A 14,442-nucleotide genomic window follows, 5' to 3' on the forward strand; every position below is an offset into this window, starting at 1 on the left:
ACTAGTATCTTTCACAAAAATTATTGTAATGGATTCTACTAGTACACTTATTTTAGGTATTGCACTTATTATAGTTATGTTGGGTATGGGGCTATCTCTTACCACAACAGATTTTAAACGAACTATCTTTTATCCAAAGGCAGTTTTTGTGGGCTTAGTAAATCAACTTATTTTTCTTCCGCTTATAGGTTTTTGTATTGTTTTAATGTTTCCATTAGAGCCTGAAATAGCTATTGGAGTTATGATCTTAGCCGCTTGTCCAGGTGGCCCTACGTCAAACTTAATTTCCCATTTAGCAAAAGGTGATTTAGCACTATCAGTAACGTTAACTGCTTTGAGTAGCTTAATTACAATTTTGACAATACCATTTATTGTAAATTTTGCTTTAGAGAATTTTTTAGACAGGAGTCAATTAATTGAGCTAGACACTTTACAAACAATTTTCCAGATATTTAGTATTGTAGTTTTACCTATTGGAATTGGAATGTTAGTACGTCGTTACAGACAGACTTTTGCAGAAAAAATGCAACGTCCAGTTAAAATTTTTTCGGCTATTGTTTTAGCTGTAATTATAATTGTCTTGGTTATTAAAGAAAGAGAAAACTTTGTCGCTTACTTTAAAGATGCTGGTTTAGCAACGTTAGTTTTAAATATAGCAACAATGCTAGTAGGATACTTTTCAGCAATTATTTTTAAAGTTAATAGAAAGCAAGCTATTTCTATCTCGGTTGAGAGTGGTATTCAAAATGGAACTTTAGCAATTACCATTGCTGTTGTTTTATTAGGGAATACAGCTTTTGCTATTGCTCCAGCAGTTTATAGCCTACTTATGTTTTTTACTGGAGGTGTAGTGATTTATTACGGTACAAGGACTATTAAAAAATAAAAATGGCTCTAATTGGGGTCAGAACCATTTTAGGGGTAATTAATTATAAACAACTAATAATTAATTTTCGTCATCATCACTTGTCTCTATTGCAATAATACTTTTTGCAGCGGGGACAGCTGTAGGTTTTTTGAATATTGATTCTTCTTCTTCGGCTTCAAATAATAAAATTGAGGCAAAACTTTCTGTATTTTTAATGTTGTTTTCTGCAATGACCAATTTTTTTAGGCTCTTGCTAATGGCTAATTCTGCAGGAAGTGTTCCTTCTAAGTTATTATCAAATATATTAAGTACTTGTAGTTTATCAAGTTGGCCAATTGTTCTTGGAACTTCACCATGAAATGCATTACTTGATAAATGAAGTTGTTCTAAGTTTACTAAGTTACCTATAGATGCTGGGATTGTTCCTTCTAAGTTGTTCCCGTTAACTGCAAATACTCTAAGGCTAGAAATATTACCAAGACTCTTAGGTAATGTACCGTGTAAATTATTAAACGAAAGCTCTAGCTTTTCTAAGAAAGCTAAGTCGCCAATTGAGTTTGGTATTTGACCTTCTAAATTGTTGAAAAGTAGTGAAATTGATGTTACGTGTCCATTAGTAACTGTAATTCCATGCCAAGTAGCAACATCTTCATTTATATCCCAAGTGCTATTCCATTTTTCACCATTAGTTGCCATGTATAAATCTACTAGTGCATTTTTTTCTTGTTGAGAAATTTCTGCAAGCATTGGAATTGACAATACAAGAGCAAAAAGTGTAACTATTAATTTTTTCATAATTAGGGGCGTTAAAGTATAAAGTTGGTAGTTTATGTAGTAAATTACGTACTTTTAACTATAAAAAGCAAAAATATTCGATGAAATACACTTCTTTATTTTGTTAGAGTATTCATTTAGCTAGATTTCTAATCACATTTCATCCTCTTTATTCTACAATTGAGTCATTAAGTATTTAAAGTGCTGTCTTGTTTCTTGACATTTGTTCCATAACATTAAAACAAATTATCATGCAAACAGTTCTTGTTTATTTAGCGTTACTTATTTCGGGTTTAGGGCTACAAGCTCAAAATGCTATTGACGTTTCTATTACTAATATTAAGAGTAATGAGGGCACATTAAAAGTTGGTTTATATAACTCTGAAGCAACATTTCTGGCTACAACTTTTATTTCAAAAAATTCAGCTATTGAGAATAACAGAGTTATTGTAACTTTTGAAGATGTCCCAGACGGCACTTATGCCATTTCAACCTTTCATGATGAAGATAATAATGGAAAATTGAATATGATGATGGGAATGATACCTTCAGAAGATTATGCATGTTCTAATGGTGCAAAAGGCTTTTTTGGGCCTCCAAAGTGGAAAGATGCTTCATTTGAGATAAATAATGATGAATCAAAATCTATTACTATTAAAATGTAGTGCCACTTTTCAGAAGAAAAATCTAATCAGTATAAAATATCTACTAACTTTATAAAAAATAAAACAAATGAAAAATCTAGTACTCTTACTACTAACTATAAGCTTATCTACAGTTACGTTTAGTCAATCTAAATATGAAAGTGGCATGAAGAAGGCTTTCGATTTATGGCAGAATGGTAAACCATGGGAAGCGGCTAATATGTTTGAACGTATTGCAAATGTTGAAACAGATAATTGGCTACCACCATTTTATGTAGCACAAATAAATGTAATTAATAGTTTTAATGAAAAAGATGAAGCGACCTTAACTGCTCAATTAAAAAAGGCGCAAGACTTTTTAAATGATGCCAAAGCACTTTCTAAAGATAATGCAGAGATATTAGTTATACAGGCACAAATATATACTGCATGGGTCATCTTTGATGGGCAACAATATGGTATGAAGTATGCAGGAAAAATAAGTGAATTGTACAGTAAAGCACAAATGTTAGAACCAGAAAACCCGAGAGCGGCTTTCGGAAAGATTGAGTGGGATATGGGAAGCGCTCGTTTTTTTGGACAATCTATCGAGCCTTATTGTGAAAAAATGAAAACAGCTTTGGCATTATTTGATACGTATGAGCCTCAAGGACAGTTTTATCCAAATACCGGCGGAGAATATGCAAAACAGGCATACGCACAAAACTGTAAAGAATAATGAAATCTTTTTTTAAGGAATTAGGTAAAGCTTTTTTTATAGGAGTACTTGTATTTCTAATACTAGGTATTATACTATACCTAACAGATAACTATAACATTGAATCTGGTAAAGAGCTTTTGTACAATTTTATTTATAACCAGATGTATGCCGTGTCTCTTTACATGGCAAATATGTATGTAATTAAATACTTTTTACATAAGTATGATGTAAACCTGTTTAAAATAAAAAATATTACTAAAGCTTTATTAGCTAGTATTGGAATTACATTGCTCACTCTATTTGTTATAAGCTTTGTTTTAATTGTACTTATTAAAGGATTTAGTGTTGAGGTTTTTGTAAATCAACTTGAATTTAAAAACTATAAAGTTTCCATATTGATTTCTGTAATAATTACAGTAATTTTTTATGTTTTCTTTTATTATAAATCCACTCAAGACAAGCGAGTAAAAGAGCAAAAAATAATTGCAGGTACAGCTTCTGCACAGTTTGATGCTTTAAAGAATCAACTAGATCCTCATTTTTTATTTAATAGCCTTAATGTTCTTACTAGTTTAATTGAAGAAAACCCTAAAGCCGCTACAAAGTTTACTACTTCACTTTCTAAAGTGTATAGATATGTTTTAGAACAAAAAAATAAAGAGTTAGTAACAGTAGAAGAGGAGCTAAAGTTCGCAAATTTATACATGTCTTTGCTTAAAATGCGGTTTGAAGACAGTATAGTTTTTACTACTCCAGAAGTCTTAAGTAATCCAGAAGCCAAGGTAGTACCATTATCGCTTCAGTTATTACTAGAAAATGCGGTAAAGCACAATCAAGTAACGCCTTCAAAAAAATTACATATTACCATTTTTGAAGAGGAAGATAATCTAGTTATAGAAAATAATGTGCAAGCAAAACAGGTTGTAAAAGAAAGCACAGGTGTAGGTTTAAGAAATATCAAGCAACGGTATTATTTACTTACAGATAGACCTGTTAAAATTTTTGAGGATAGAACTGTTTTTAAAATTGCTATTCCAATGCTTACAAAGGCTACAAGCACTTCAGTTAATACACAAGAGCAATATATTAATGATAAACGTATAGAACGAGCTAAGGAGCATGTTAATAAGCTTAAAGGCTTTTATGGTAACCTAGGGATGTATGTAATTTTTATTCCAATTTTTATTTGGCTTAACATAAAATCTAATGCTGGATTTCCTTGGGCAATATTTCCTATCGCAGGTTGGGGCTTTGGTGTACTAGCACATGCAGCAGAAACATTTAGTTGGAACCCTTTCTTCGGAAAAGATTGGGAAGAGCGTAAAATACGTCAATTTATGGACGAAGATAAATAGTAGTTACAATTCAACCTAAAAAACTAACAATTGAGTAATTCACTTTTTATAAACCTAGTAATCTCCCTTAATTTTATAGTGTAATTTAAAAATCAATACTATGGAAACAAATAGCAGAAGAAATGACTACAGGTTTGAAAAGGCTAAGGAAAAGGTAGAAAAAATAAAAGGTTTTTATCATCATTTAGCAATTTACTTACTTTTTGTGCCCTTTTTTATATGGCTTAATTATATAGGAAGTGACTTTCCTTGGGCAATTTTCCCAATATTTGGCTGGGGATTAGGAGTGTTAGGACATGCTGCCGAAACTTTTAGCTGGAACTTTATATTTGGAAAAGGATGGGAAGAGCGTAAGATTAAAGAGTATATGGATAGAGAAGAAGACTTATTTTAATTTTTTAGAAAAAAATCATGGAACGTAATTTTGATAAAGAAACAAAGTACCAAAAAGCCAAAGAGCGTGTAGCTGCCATAAAGAAGTTTTACACTAGCTTGTTTATGTATGTTATTTTCATTGGCTTCCTAGCAGCATTAAACTACTATACTAACCAATTGCGTTATGCCTGGTTTTTATGGGCTGCCTTTGGATGGGGAATTGGATTGTTTTTTCAAGCAGCAAAAGCTTTTCAATGGAATCCCTTCTTAGGGAAAAACTGGGAGGATAGAAAAATGAAAGAACTCTTAGATAAAGAAGATGAAACTTCAACAAACTCTAACACAAGATGGAGATAGACATGGATAAGCAGGATCATTTAAAATATAAAAAAGCTCAAAAAAAAGTAACAGAGATAAGAGGTTTTTACACTCACCTAGGCATTTATCTAGTAGTCAATTTACTATTACTTGCAGCTAATTTGGGTCTTTTTTCTAATAGTCCAATAAAACTTTGGATGCCGGGTTGGGCATATTTTACAACTCCATTTTTCTGGGGAATATGGTTAGTTTTTCACGGAATATCAGTATTCGGCCCTAAAATAAAAATAGGCTTTATTGAAAGATGGGAACAACGAAAAATCAATGAATTTATGGATAATGATGATACACTTTTTAATACTCCTAAAAGATGGAATTAGATAAAATGGAAGACTACAATGTAGCTAAGATAGAGAAAGCTAAAAAACGCATTAAAGACATTAAGGGGTTTTATTCTCATCTTGCTGTCTATTTGGTAATAAATTTAATTATCATACTTGTAATGTTTGATGTTAAAGATATGGTACGGGGATATCAAACAATGGACGACTTTAATACCTGGTTTACACTAAACACTTTTAGTACTGCAATTTTGTGGGGAATAGGACTATTTATACATTGGTTATACGTTTTTGGACCAAGTTTTAAACTATTTAAAAAGTGGGAAGAAAGAAAGATTAAAGAGTTTATAGAAAAAGAAGAAGAAACTAACCGAACAAAATTTAATTAATAATGAATGTACTCATTATAGAAGATGAAAAACCATCGGCACGTCGATTACAACGAATGCTAACAGCGTTAAATGTAACTGCCGAGACAATGCTACATAGTGTCGACGAATCTATAGAATGGTTTCAAAACAATCCACATCCCGATTTAATTTTTCTAGACATACAATTAAGCGATGGATTATCTTTTGAAATCTTTGATGAAGTTCCTATTAAAAGCGCCGTTATATTTACAACTGCCTTTGATGAGTATGCATTACAAGCTTTTAAACTTAATAGTATAGATTACCTCTTGAAACCTATTGATGATGATGAGCTTAAAGCTGCAGTCACAAAATTTAAGAACTTTAAACCCGAAGCAAAAAATGTGCAGATCAATTTTGACGACATAAAGAAATTATTGTCAAACCCAGTTGAAAGAGAATACAAAAAACGATTTACTACAAAAATTGGGCAGCATATTAAAATGATTGCTGTAGATGAAATAGAGTGTTTCTATTCTGAAAATAAAGGAACATATGCTCATACTGTAGATGGGAGAGATTATTTGCTTGACACTACCTTAGAGCAGCTAGAAAGTGAGCTTTCTCCTGAAACTTTTTTTAGAATAAGCCGAAAATTCTTTATAAACATCAACGCAATAAAAGATATTATCTCTTATACCAACTCAAGACTGCAACTAAAGCTAAATAGCTATAAAGAACAAGAAGTAATTGTAGCTAGAGAACGTGTTAAAGATTTTAAATTGTGGTTGGAGTAAATAAGTTACTCATTAATACAGTTAGTCTATACTAGGATACCAATCTAATTGTACCACTTCAATTTCTCCAGTAGCACCTTTTTTAATTAAAGATTTAAAATTATCTACATCACTTAATCCTTCAGTACCTCTGTAATGGTATGGATATACTTTCTTTGGTTTAAACTCTAATACGGCATCTGCTGCATTAGCAACAGGCATAGTGTAGGGTAAATTCATACAAACAAAAGCTCGGTCAATATTTTTTAACGCCCTCATTTCTGGAATATCTTCTGTATCTCCAGAAATATAAATACGTTCATTATTACTTTCTATTACGTACCCATTACCTCTTCCTTTGCTATGGAATTTTAGTGCTTCTTCTCTCAAGTTATACATAGGGATTGCTTCAATAGAAAGTTCAAAGTGTTCTTTAGTTTCTCCGTTATTGAGTACATCAATTTGCGTTTTAAGTGATTCGGGAAGTTTATCTGCTACTGCCTGTGGCACTATTATTTTAGTTTTTGATGTACGTACAGCTTCAATAGTTTCAGCATTAAGGTGATCTCCATGAATATCTGTTACCAAAATTAAATCTGGAGATTTAAACTCTTTAAATGCGGTACGTTCTCCAACAGGATCCACATAAATAACTTTTCCGTCTATTTCTAATACCATTGTGGCATGAGAGATAGGTGTTACTTTAAAGGTATTCTCAGTTGTATTTTCTTCCTTTTTGATTTCTTCGTCTTTCATAAAATCTGTATTGATATCAGATTTATTTTTACAACTTACTATTGTAATTATTGCTGCTACTACTAAGAGAAATTTTTTCATAATTCGTTATAATTTATTGTTTTAAGTAAGAACTTTTTAAACAAGTATAAGTTCCATTTTTATATTACTTCTGTCGTAAGGGCTATTTGGCTCTACAGAAATTTCAGTAAAACCATATTTACGGTAAATATAAATAGCATTTTCTAGTTTTGTGTTAGAATACAGAAAAAGCCTGTCAAATCCTTCTTTTTTGGCAAAATCAATACAATGCTGCATTAATTGTTGGCCTATTTTATTACCTCGTTGGTTAGGTAAGACAGCCATTTTTGTGAGCTCAAAGCTTGCTTGGCTCTCTTTCATTAGTGCTACTGTCCCCAAAACAATATCATTTTCTATTGCGAAAAAGATATGCCCTCCTTTAGAAATAATATACTTATCAGGCTTACTTAGCACTTCTCCGTCATAATCTTCTACATAAAAAAAGGTTTCTAACCATTCTATGTTGAGGTCATAGAAAGCTTGATTGTATTTTGGATGGTATGAAACTATTTCCATGAGCTTGTGTTAATCACTTATTACATCACTAACAAAGTAGGCGAGTGCTTTGCCTACATTATAATTCAGATCAGGGTTTTTATGTGGTACAGCTTCGCAAATATGCACGTAAGCAACATGTGGGTGTCTTACAAAAAAACGTAAAAATTGCCTCGCTTGTTTCATAGTAAACCCAGAGGGTGACATTGCACTACTTGGAAAATTTTCAATTGCATCTACATCTAGCTCAACTCCATATTTTTTTGGGAGTAAAAACTTATGTGCCATGCTAACGGCATTTTTAAAAGTTGGATTTTCACGTAGCTGGATATCTTCAAAAAAGAAAAAAGCAATCTTGTTTTTAAATTGCTCCATACGATTATATACTTCCTGAGATGTGTAAGTTTTATGAAGGCCAAATACAACATATTTATCAATATACCCTCGTTCCATAGCATAACTAAAACCATTGCCACTATGCCTATGTTCTAAAGGTCTAAAATCTGTATGAGCATCAAAATTTACAACGTTTATTGGACCTCCTGTGCCCTCCGAGGCTCCTTTAAGGTTACCAAATGCATTGTTATGTCCTCCACCTATAATAATTGGAATTTTTCCAGCAGAAATAATAGCACGTACTACTTGTGATACTTTAACATCAATTTCTTCAACTAGTTTTCCAATAACACTTCCAAAGTTTGCACCATCTTGTGCTAGTAAAGAAGCGGTACGCATTTGTTCACTACAATCAACTTCTCCTAGCACCAATAAGTTTTCTGCATTTGTGTAAGTGTTTGCTTGCATGTTGAGTAAACTTTTTAAGCATTGCTCCCAGGCTGCACTAGTTCCTTTTTTTCCATAATTAGCATGAACACCAACATCCTCTGGAATTCCAAATAACACATATTTAGCAGTCTTGTTTTCTAAGGTTTCTAGGGTCTCAACAGTTTGAACTTTTTCTCCAAATTTTATTTCACCTTCACGTTTATCTATTAGGTTTTCTAGCTGTCTTTTTGAATATAATTTTAGGTCTTTCATTTTCTTCTTTTTCCATTAACAAAAACCATATCAATAAGGTCACTCCCAAAGGCATACGGTATAAAACCATAGGAGGGGATTTCCTTAGTAACTATCAAAGAGGCAGATTTGCCTTTTGTAATACTTCCATGAGTTTCACTAAGTCCCATTGCATACGCTCCATTTATAGTTGCTGCATTAATAGCCTCTTCTGGTGTAAGTTTCATTTTTATACAAGCTGTTGCTACTACAAAATTCATATTACCACTTGGAGTAGAACCGGGATTATAGTCTGTAGCCAATGCTAATGGCAAACCAGCATCTATAATCTGTCTTCCAGGAGTGTAAGGAATACTCAAAAAGTAAGAGCAGGAGGGAAGCGCTACTGGCATTGTGTTGCTTCCTTTTAGTGCTTCGATATCTTTATTTTGAAGGACTTCCAAATGATCTACACTAAGGGCTTCTTGTTTTACACCTTCGGCAATACCACCAATGGCGTTAAACTGATTTACATGGATTTTACCTTGTAGGTTATATTTTTTTCCTTCAGAAAGTATTTTACGAGTATCTTCAACAGAGAAGTATCCATCTTCACAAAAAACATCAATGTAATCTGCTAGTTTTTCTGAAACAATTTTGGGTAGCATTTCAGTACAAATAAGTTCTACATATCCTTCTTTATTGTTTTTGAATTCTTGTGGTACTGCGTGAGCTCCTAAAAAACTAGTTTTTACTGCAACATCATATTCTTTTCCTAATTTTCTAGCAACACGAAGCATTTTAATTTCGGCTTCTGTGGTGAGTCCATATCCGCTTTTAATTTCGATAGCACCAGTACCCATTTGCATTACTTCTTCAAGACGTTTTGCTGCTTGAATATAGAGGCTATCCTCACTCGTAATTTGTAGCTTTTTGGCACTATTTAGAATACCACCACCGCTTGCCGCAATTTCTTGATACGTTTTTCCTTTAATCCTGTCTACAAATTCTTGCTCTCTATTACCTGCATAAACTAAGTGAGTATGACTATCACACCATGTAGGTAATACTGTTTTACCTGTACAATCTATAGTTTCATTTACTTCCAATTGCGGAAGGTTTTCCATAGTTCCGTAGTCTTCAATAACGGTATCATTAAGCAATATCCAAGCATTATTTAAAAGAGGAAGTGTTTCCATTTCTTTCCCTTTGACTAGGGTTACAGATGGCTCTCTAGCTTGTAATAATTGTGAAATATTAGTAAGTAGGGTTTTCATATAGTAAAGATAGAAAAGTTATACCTTTTTATGGGCAAGCAATTACAATATTACATCAATAAATAGTACCTTAGAGCAGATAAATTTTTTTGTTATGAAATCTAAAAAAATTGGCGTAAATACCATTTGCACCCACGTGGGAGAGGTTAAGGATACACAATTTCAAGGAGCAATATCACCTCTCTTTATGTCTAGTTCTTACCAATATGACGGCGTAGATGTAAAGCGGTATCCACGATACTTCAATACCCCTAACCAGGAAGCATTGTGCAAAAAAGTAGCTGCGCTAGAAAATGCTGAGGCTGGGCTTATTTTTGGTAGTGGTATGGCGGCTGTAAGTACTACAATGCTTGCCTTTTTACACAAGGGAGATCATGTTGTGCTTCAAAAAACATTATACGGAGGTACTTATAATTTTGTGGTAGAAGAGTTTCATAAATTTGGAATAGAATATACATTTACAAATGGTTTTTCTAGAAACGATTTTACATCTGCCATACAGGATAATACCAAGGTTATATTTATAGAAACGCCCTCAAACCCATTAATGCTAATTACAGACCTTGAAATGATTACTAGTATAGCAAAGGATAGAGGTTTAATTACCATGATTGATAATACGTTTGCATCACCCATTAATCAAAACCCTATTGATTTTGGAATAGATATATGCATTCATAGTGCTACAAAATATATGGGAGGGCATAGTGACATTTGTGCTGGAGCTGTAGCTGCAAGTCAAGAGCATATAGATACAATCTGGAATATTGCAAAAAATCTTGGAGGTAGTTTAAGTGATCATACAATCTGGTTACTAGAGCGTAGTATGAAAACTATGGCATTACGTGTTAAAGCTCAAAACAAAAATGCCAAGAAACTGGCAAAATGGTTAGATGCTCATGACTTAATCCAAAAAGTATACTACCCAGGATTAAAAAACCATCCAGATCATAATGTTGCAAAAAAACAAATGCGCGGATATACTGGTATGCTTTCTTTTGAGTTAATTGAAAGCATTAATGCAAATGATTTCATGAAGGCTCTAAAACTAATAAAGCAATCTATGAGTTTAGCTGGAGTGGAGTCTACAATATTATCTCCAGCCGAAACTTCTCATGCTTTATTATCTGCTGAAGAGAGAAAGAAACAAGGTATTAGTGATGGATTGTTACGTTTCTCAGTAGGGATAGAAGAACCCAAAGATTTAATTGAAGATATAGAACAAGCACTTGCTAGTGTAGTAAAGAAAGAATTGGTATGAAATTAGATATTTTAGCTATTGGTGCACATCCAGATGATGTTGAACTAGGTTGTGCAGCTACCATAGCCAAAGAAGTTGCAAATGGAAAAAAAGTTGGAATCTTAGATCTTACCCGAGGGGAATTAGGAACTAGAGGTACTGCAGAAATTAGAGATCAAGAAGCTACTAATGCCGCTACAATTTTAGGTGTTTCAGTAAGAGAAAATCTAGGCTTGGCTGATGGCTTTTTTGAAAACAATAAAGAAGCACAAATTGAAATTATTAAAGTGCTTAGAAAATACCGTCCAGATATTGTTTTGTGTAATGCAATAGATGATAGACACATTGACCATGGTAAAGGAAGTAAACTAGCTAGTGATGCATGTTTTTTGAGTGGTCTACAAAAAATAGAGACATCAATAGATGGGAATTCTCAACAACAATGGAGACCTGAGCATGTGTATCATTATATACAATGGAAAAATATAGAGCCAGATTTTGTGGTAGATGTTTCTGGATATTTGGACAAAAAATTAGAAGCTGTTTTAGCATACAAAAGTCAATTTCATAGTGCTGATTCTAAAGAACCTGAAACGCCAATTTCTAGTACCAACTTTAAAGATAGCTTAACTTATAGAGCTCAAGACCTAGGAAGATTAATAGGTGTTGAGCATGCCGAAGGCTTTACTGTTGAGCGTTATGTTGCAGTAGAAAGTTTGTATGATTTAATCTAAAAATCTTAAAGATTAGTATTGCGCAAAAGTAGGATTTAGAGTATATTTGCATCCGCTTTAAATTATAAAAGCAACATGGTGGTTGTAGCTCAGCTGGTTAGAGCGTCGGTTTGTGGTACCGAAAGTCGCCGGTTCGAACCCGGTCTTCCACCCATTTTAAAAGCCCTTCTTTTTGAAGGGTTTTTTTGTATCTTGTATTTACGCATGAAAAATCAATTAAAATACTTATTGATCTCAGTCTTCGGAATTTTACTGATACCACTTCTTGCTATGCAATTTACAGATGAGGTACAATGGAATCTATTAGACTTTATAGTAGCTACAGTAATGCTTTTAGTTATGGGAGCATTTATATTATTTTTCTCTAAGAAGATAACATCCAAAAGAAGACGTATTGTATTATTAATTGCTATAATCACTCTATTTATATTAGTGTGGGCTGAGCTAGCCGTTGGTATTTTTGGAAGTCCTATTGCAGGTAGTTAAAAACAGAAAACCGCTCTCGAAAGAACGGTTTTCTCAACTAACTAACCAAATTCCAAATTATGAAAGGAATTTACTTTAAATGTGTTTATCCTTAAAAAGGATATTTATTCTCTTCTGTTACCTTTTCAGCAATTTTAGTTCGTAATGCTACAACATTAGGCATGTTTTGATATTTTGTAAAACGTTTTAAGCCCATAAGCATCATTCTTTGTTCGTCGCCTTCAGCAAAACTTACAATACCTTCTTTAGCACTTCTAGTAATATTATCTACTGCATGGTATAAATTAAGCTGCGCCATTGCTACTTGATAGTCTGCGTTAGCGCCACCATTTTTATGTGTTTTTTCTGCGCGTAACACAGCACTTTCTGCCATATATATATCAATTAAGATATCTGCAGAAGCCATTAGTAATTGTTGATGTTGTTCTAAATCTGGACCAAATTTTTGAACGGCACTTCCTGCAACCATTAGGAATACTTTTTTCAATCTTTTTATGATATCTTTTTCTTCTGAAAGTGTTTCAGAAAAATCTGGAGTATCAAAAGATGGAATTCCAAGTAGTTCTTCACCAACAGCGGTTGCTGGTGCAAGTAAATCTACATGTCCTTTCATTGCTTTTTTTACAAGCATACCTACGGCTAGCATTCGGTTTATTTCATTTGTTCCTTCGTAGATACGTGAGATACGTGCATCACGCCAAGCAGCTTCCATTGGAGTATCTGCACTAAAGCCCATTCCTCCAAATATCTGGATTCCCTCGTCACTACAATTCTGGATATCTTCAGAAACAGCAACTTTTAGTATTGAACACTCTATTGCGTATTCTTCAACTCCTTTTAGCTCTGCTTCTTGATGCGTATTGCCTTCTGAAAGCCTTATGCTTATTCTATCTTCTATATTCTTTGCTGCTCTATAACTTGCACTTTCACCCACAAACATAGCAGTAGCCATTTCAGCAATTTTAGATTGTATTGCCCCAAATTTTGCAATAGGTGTTTTAAATTGAATACGCTCGTTAGCATACTTTGTGGCTTCGGTAATTACTCTACGTTGTGCATCTAGACAGGCTGCAGCCAATTTTATACGCCCTACATTTAATGCATTCATAGCAATTTTAAAACCAGCGCCTCTCTCTGAAAGCATATTCTCTACAGGAACTTTTGTATCACTAAAAAATACTTGACGAGTAGACGAGGAGTGAATTCCTAATTTTTGCTCCTCTTCTCCCATAGTGATACCATTACTTGGGTCGTTTTCTACAATAAATCCAGTAATATTTTTATCATCCTCTATTCTAGCAAAAACAATAAATACATTGCAGAAACCTGCATTAGAAATCCACATTTTTTGTCCAGAGATTTTGTAATGTGTACCATCTTCTGAAAGGACTGCTTTTGTTTTACCACTATTTGCATCACTACCTGCTCCAGGCTCTGTTAAACAGTATGCGCCAAACCATTCTCCTGTTGCTAATTTTGGCACGTATTTTTTCTTTTGCTCTTCGTTACCATATAATGTTATTGGCATTGTACCAATCCCAGTATGCGCTCCAAAGGCAGTAGCAATAGACCCTGTGGCTCCAGAGATATAATCACAAACTAACATCGTGGTTACAAAACCCATCCCTAAACCATTGTACTCTTCGGGAACTGCAATTCCTAGTAAACCAAGTTCACCAGCCTTACGCATTACTTCTTCAGTTAGCGCATAGTCTTTCTTTTCAAAACGTTCTTTGTGAGGCCAGATTTCTCTATCTACAAAATCTGTAACCGATTCTTTCATCATTTTTTGCTCTTCCGAAAAGTCTTCTGGAGTAAAAATGTCCATACAGTCTGTTTCTTTAACTAAAAACTGACCACCGCGGAGTATATCTTTATTTATTGTGTCCATTTTATA

Annotated in this window: 18 protein-coding genes and 1 tRNA gene; 13 read left to right on the plus strand and 6 right to left on the minus strand. The window is 33.4% G+C overall.

Annotated features, from left to right (window positions below):
• Positions 1–28: 28 nt before the first annotated feature.
• Positions 29–886 (plus strand): bile acid:sodium symporter family protein, encoded by an 858-nt coding sequence (locus tag RM538_RS00275; RefSeq protein WP_311331387.1) that lies wholly within the window; start codon positions 29–31, stop codon positions 884–886.
• Positions 887–946: 60 nt separating this feature from the next.
• On the opposite strand, the gene RM538_RS00280 is transcribed toward RM538_RS00275, so the two are convergent.
• A complete protein-coding gene (locus tag RM538_RS00280; protein ID WP_311331388.1) occupies positions 947–1,663 on the minus strand; it encodes a leucine-rich repeat domain-containing protein in 717 nt (238 codons plus the stop codon).
• A 230-nt stretch (positions 1,664–1,893) separates the two neighbouring features.
• Here RM538_RS00280 and RM538_RS00285 point away from each other — a divergent pair, with 230 nt between their 5' ends.
• The 8 genes from RM538_RS00285 to RM538_RS00320 all read left to right on the plus strand — a co-directional run bounded on the left by RM538_RS00285 (position 1,894) and on the right by RM538_RS00320 (position 6,522).
• On the plus strand, positions 1,894–2,307 hold the full coding sequence (locus tag RM538_RS00285; RefSeq protein ID WP_311331389.1) for a DUF2141 domain-containing protein: 414 nt from the start codon (positions 1,894–1,896) through the stop codon (positions 2,305–2,307).
• A 67-nt stretch (positions 2,308–2,374) separates the two neighbouring features.
• Positions 2,375–3,004, plus strand: a complete 630-nt coding sequence (locus tag RM538_RS00290) for a hypothetical protein (RefSeq protein WP_311331390.1) — start codon at positions 2,375–2,377, stop codon at positions 3,002–3,004.
• On the plus strand, positions 3,004–4,341 hold the full coding sequence (locus RM538_RS00295; RefSeq protein ID WP_311331391.1) for a 2TM domain-containing protein: 1,338 nt from the start codon (positions 3,004–3,006) through the stop codon (positions 4,339–4,341). The genes RM538_RS00290 and RM538_RS00295 overlap by 1 nt, the downstream gene beginning before the upstream one ends.
• A gap of 100 nt (positions 4,342–4,441) precedes the next feature.
• Positions 4,442–4,735: a 2TM domain-containing protein gene (locus RM538_RS00300; protein WP_311331392.1), complete on the plus strand. Its 294-nt coding sequence runs from the start codon at positions 4,442–4,444 to the stop codon at positions 4,733–4,735.
• A 17-nt stretch (positions 4,736–4,752) separates the two neighbouring features.
• Positions 4,753–5,073 (plus strand): 2TM domain-containing protein, encoded by a 321-nt coding sequence (locus RM538_RS00305; RefSeq protein WP_311331393.1) that lies wholly within the window; start codon positions 4,753–4,755, stop codon positions 5,071–5,073.
• The gene (locus RM538_RS00310) at positions 5,064–5,414 is read left to right on the plus strand and encodes a 2TM domain-containing protein (protein WP_311331394.1); all 351 of its coding nucleotides are present in this window, start codon (positions 5,064–5,066) and stop codon (positions 5,412–5,414) included. Before RM538_RS00305 ends, RM538_RS00310 begins: the two co-directional genes overlap by 10 nt.
• The gene (locus RM538_RS00315; protein ID WP_311331395.1) at positions 5,405–5,764 is read left to right on the plus strand and encodes a 2TM domain-containing protein; all 360 of its coding nucleotides are present in this window, start codon (positions 5,405–5,407) and stop codon (positions 5,762–5,764) included. Before RM538_RS00310 ends, RM538_RS00315 begins: the two co-directional genes overlap by 10 nt.
• A 2-nt stretch (positions 5,765–5,766) precedes the next feature.
• The gene (locus RM538_RS00320; RefSeq protein ID WP_311331396.1) at positions 5,767–6,522 is read left to right on the plus strand and encodes a LytR/AlgR family response regulator transcription factor; all 756 of its coding nucleotides are present in this window, start codon (positions 5,767–5,769) and stop codon (positions 6,520–6,522) included.
• Between the two features lie 21 nt (positions 6,523–6,543).
• Here RM538_RS00320 and RM538_RS00325 read toward each other — a convergent pair whose 3' ends face one another.
• Genes RM538_RS00325 through hutI form a run of 4 tightly spaced genes read right to left on the minus strand, consistent with a single transcriptional unit; the run spans position 6,544 to position 10,085 of the window.
• On the minus strand, positions 6,544–7,338 hold the full coding sequence (locus RM538_RS00325) for an MBL fold metallo-hydrolase (RefSeq protein WP_311331397.1): 795 nt from the start codon (positions 7,336–7,338) through the stop codon (positions 6,544–6,546).
• Positions 7,339–7,374: 36 nt separating this feature from the next.
• Positions 7,375–7,833, minus strand: coding sequence for a GNAT family N-acetyltransferase (locus tag RM538_RS00330; RefSeq protein WP_311331398.1), 459 nt, complete (start codon positions 7,831–7,833; stop codon positions 7,375–7,377).
• Between the two features lie 9 nt (positions 7,834–7,842).
• The gene (locus RM538_RS00335) at positions 7,843–8,850 is read right to left on the minus strand and encodes a formimidoylglutamase (protein ID WP_311331399.1); all 1,008 of its coding nucleotides are present in this window, start codon (positions 8,848–8,850) and stop codon (positions 7,843–7,845) included.
• Positions 8,847–10,085: an imidazolonepropionase gene (gene hutI, locus RM538_RS00340; protein ID WP_311331400.1), complete on the minus strand. Its 1,239-nt coding sequence runs from the start codon at positions 10,083–10,085 to the stop codon at positions 8,847–8,849. Before hutI ends, RM538_RS00335 begins: the two co-directional genes overlap by 4 nt.
• A 94-nt stretch (positions 10,086–10,179) precedes the next feature.
• On the opposite strand from hutI, the gene RM538_RS00345 reads away from it, so the two are divergent.
• From RM538_RS00345 to RM538_RS00360, 4 genes are all read left to right on the plus strand, one after another.
• Positions 10,180–11,346: a trans-sulfuration enzyme family protein gene (locus RM538_RS00345; RefSeq protein ID WP_311331401.1), complete on the plus strand. Its 1,167-nt coding sequence runs from the start codon at positions 10,180–10,182 to the stop codon at positions 11,344–11,346.
• Positions 11,343–12,059 (plus strand): bacillithiol biosynthesis deacetylase BshB1, encoded by a 717-nt coding sequence (gene bshB1 / locus RM538_RS00350; protein ID WP_311331402.1) that lies wholly within the window; start codon positions 11,343–11,345, stop codon positions 12,057–12,059. The genes RM538_RS00345 and bshB1 overlap by 4 nt, the downstream gene beginning before the upstream one ends.
• Before the next feature lie 77 nt (positions 12,060–12,136).
• Positions 12,137–12,212 (plus strand) — tRNA-His (locus RM538_RS00355).
• 51 nt (positions 12,213–12,263) lie between these two features.
• Positions 12,264–12,545 carry a hypothetical protein gene (locus tag RM538_RS00360; protein ID WP_311331403.1) on the plus strand — a complete coding sequence of 94 codons (282 nt, stop codon included), beginning with the start codon at positions 12,264–12,266 and terminating at the stop codon, positions 12,543–12,545.
• A gap of 91 nt (positions 12,546–12,636) precedes the next feature.
• Here RM538_RS00360 and RM538_RS00365 read toward each other — a convergent pair whose 3' ends face one another.
• Entirely contained in the window at positions 12,637–14,436 is a 1,800-nt protein-coding gene (locus RM538_RS00365) for an acyl-CoA dehydrogenase FadE (RefSeq protein ID WP_311331404.1), read from the minus strand.
• Between the last annotated feature and the right edge of the window lie 6 nt (positions 14,437–14,442).

Source organism: Patiriisocius hiemis, from assembly GCF_031846325.1.
GTDB lineage: Bacteria > Bacteroidota > Bacteroidia > Flavobacteriales > Flavobacteriaceae > Patiriisocius_A > Patiriisocius_A hiemis.

What these genes read in the sequence shown, in the direction of transcription:
- RM538_RS00275 (WP_311331387.1), top strand. Translation starts at nt 29, where the DNA reads ATGGATTCTACTAGTACACTTATTTTAGGTATTGCACTTATTATAGTT.
- RM538_RS00280 (WP_311331388.1), bottom strand. Translation starts at nt 1,663, where the DNA reads ATGAAAAAATTAATAGTTACACTTTTTGCTCTTGTATTGTCAATTCCA.
- RM538_RS00285 (WP_311331389.1), top strand. Translation starts at nt 1,894, where the DNA reads ATGCAAACAGTTCTTGTTTATTTAGCGTTACTTATTTCGGGTTTAGGG.
- RM538_RS00290 (WP_311331390.1), top strand. Translation starts at nt 2,375, where the DNA reads ATGAAAAATCTAGTACTCTTACTACTAACTATAAGCTTATCTACAGTT.
- RM538_RS00295 (WP_311331391.1), top strand. Translation starts at nt 3,004, where the DNA reads ATGAAATCTTTTTTTAAGGAATTAGGTAAAGCTTTTTTTATAGGAGTA.
- RM538_RS00300 (WP_311331392.1), top strand. Translation starts at nt 4,442, where the DNA reads ATGGAAACAAATAGCAGAAGAAATGACTACAGGTTTGAAAAGGCTAAG.
- RM538_RS00305 (WP_311331393.1), top strand. Translation starts at nt 4,753, where the DNA reads ATGGAACGTAATTTTGATAAAGAAACAAAGTACCAAAAAGCCAAAGAG.
- RM538_RS00310 (WP_311331394.1), top strand. Translation starts at nt 5,064, where the DNA reads ATGGAGATAGACATGGATAAGCAGGATCATTTAAAATATAAAAAAGCT.
- RM538_RS00315 (WP_311331395.1), top strand. Translation starts at nt 5,405, where the DNA reads ATGGAATTAGATAAAATGGAAGACTACAATGTAGCTAAGATAGAGAAA.
- RM538_RS00320 (WP_311331396.1), top strand. Translation starts at nt 5,767, where the DNA reads ATGAATGTACTCATTATAGAAGATGAAAAACCATCGGCACGTCGATTA.
- RM538_RS00325 (WP_311331397.1), bottom strand. Translation starts at nt 7,338, where the DNA reads ATGAAAAAATTTCTCTTAGTAGTAGCAGCAATAATTACAATAGTAAGT.
- RM538_RS00330 (WP_311331398.1), bottom strand. Translation starts at nt 7,833, where the DNA reads ATGGAAATAGTTTCATACCATCCAAAATACAATCAAGCTTTCTATGAC.
- RM538_RS00335 (WP_311331399.1), bottom strand. Translation starts at nt 8,850, where the DNA reads ATGAAAGACCTAAAATTATATTCAAAAAGACAGCTAGAAAACCTAATA.
- hutI (WP_311331400.1), bottom strand. Translation starts at nt 10,085, where the DNA reads ATGAAAACCCTACTTACTAATATTTCACAATTATTACAAGCTAGAGAG.
- RM538_RS00345 (WP_311331401.1), top strand. Translation starts at nt 10,180, where the DNA reads ATGAAATCTAAAAAAATTGGCGTAAATACCATTTGCACCCACGTGGGA.
- bshB1 (WP_311331402.1), top strand. Translation starts at nt 11,343, where the DNA reads ATGAAATTAGATATTTTAGCTATTGGTGCACATCCAGATGATGTTGAA.
- RM538_RS00360 (WP_311331403.1), top strand. Translation starts at nt 12,264, where the DNA reads ATGAAAAATCAATTAAAATACTTATTGATCTCAGTCTTCGGAATTTTA.
- RM538_RS00365 (WP_311331404.1), bottom strand. Translation starts at nt 14,436, where the DNA reads ATGGACACAATAAATAAAGATATACTCCGCGGTGGTCAGTTTTTAGTT.